The following is a 1,631-nucleotide window of genomic DNA, read 5'->3' as shown; positions in this document are numbered from 1 at the left end:
CTTTTAACTGTTCTGCCAAAAATTCAATGAATAAACGGATTCGTTTTGGTAGATGCTCTTGTTGATAATACACAGCATGGATGCTTTGATATTGATGCTCAATTTTGTCTTCAAATAATGCAATCAATCGCCCTTCTTCCATATCTTTCCAAATTTCAAATTCAGATAGTCGCGCAATGCCGTGTCCTCTAATCGTCAGTTGGCGTACGGTCTCCCCACTCGATGCTTTAATTTTTGATTGGGCAAAAAAATATTCATCGCCAACTTTAATTGGCCAACTATTGATATAAGTAGGTCTAGTAAAGCCAATCAAATCATGCTTTTCAAGTTCTTCAGGTTGTGTTGGCGTTCCCTTAAGAGCTAGATAGTCAGGACTTGCCACAATATATAAACGGCTCTTACATACCAATTTGGCGTGCAGACTAGAGTCATTAAGTTCCCCAAATCGAAATGCGACATCGGTTTTATGCTGAAGTAAGTCAATCACCTGATCATTGCTATTTAATTCGATTTCAATATCGGGGTAACACTCACGGAATTTATGCATTAATGGTGCAATCACGTGCAAAACAAACGGTGTGGCAGAATCAACCCGAATAAGACCGGCAGTACCTTGATCAGACTTTTGTAGTTCTTCTTCGGCCGCATTCAGCTCATTTAAAATTTTACGGGCCTTTATAAGAAATTGTTGCCCTTCTTGAGTCAGTTTCAATTTACGTGTTGTTCGCTCTAGCAAAGTCACATCTAACTTTGCTTCCAAACGGGTTAAAGATCGGCTCACCCCCGAAGGTGTTTGCTTTAAATGTTCTGCTGCTGCCACAAATGAACCTGTATCAACAATTGTGATAAAGGCAACAAGTTCTTCAATTGTTGATTTCATGGTTTATTCTATTATTGACTAAACATCAAATATATTTTGCTTATTCATCTATTTTTTCGCAACAATAAAAAAAGCAAAATGCACCTCAAGTTAAACAATTATTTAATTTCAGGTGAATACATGAATATCCCACGTTTTGGTCTAGGAACTTTCCGCCTTAAAGAACAAGCTGTGATTGATTCTGTTAAAAATGCGTTAGATGTCGGTTATCGTGCAATTGATACTGCTCAAATCTATGAAAATGAAGCAGCAATTGGTCAAGCGATTGCTGAAAGTGGCGTATCACGTCAGGATTTGTTTTTAACTACAAAAATCTGGGTAGATAATTTTGCTCAAGAGAAGTTTATTCCAAGCTTAAAAGAGAGCTTACAAAAGCTTCGTACTGACCATGTCGATTTAACTTTGATTCACTGGCCAGCACCAGATTTAGGCGTTTCAATTCCTGAAATCATGCAGCTTTTACTTGAAGCAAAACAACAAGGCTTAACCAAACAAATTGGTATTTCAAACTTCAATATTGCACTTACCCAACAAGCAATTGACACAATTGGTGTAGAGCATATTGCAACGAACCAGATTGAGCTGAGTCCTTATCTTCAAAACCATAAACTTGTGAATTTCTTACAAGAGAAGAATATTGATGTCACTTCATACATGACGCTTGCATACGGCAAAGTGCTTCAAGACCCTGTTTTAGCGGAGATTGCAGCAGCTCATAAAGCAACGACAGCGCAAATTGCATTAGCATGGG

At 38.0% G+C, this 1,631-nt stretch carries 2 protein-coding genes; one reads left to right on the top strand and one right to left on the bottom strand.

The genetic code is table 11. The annotated features are described in order from the left end of the window. On the bottom strand, positions 1-880 hold an 880-nt coding region (locus VXQ92_RS17055), incomplete at its 3' end, for a LysR family transcriptional regulator (protein WP_416682617.1). A 120-nt stretch (positions 881-1,000) separates the two neighbouring features. Here VXQ92_RS17055 and dkgB point away from each other — a divergent pair. After that, on the top strand, positions 1,001-1,631 hold a 631-nt coding region (gene dkgB / locus VXQ92_RS17050; RefSeq protein ID WP_416682616.1), incomplete at its 3' end, for a 2,5-didehydrogluconate reductase DkgB.

Source organism: Acinetobacter sp. 228, from assembly GCF_048147885.1.
Note: the sequence above shows the minus strand (reverse complement) of the source record. Positions and strands in the feature narration are given on the sequence as shown.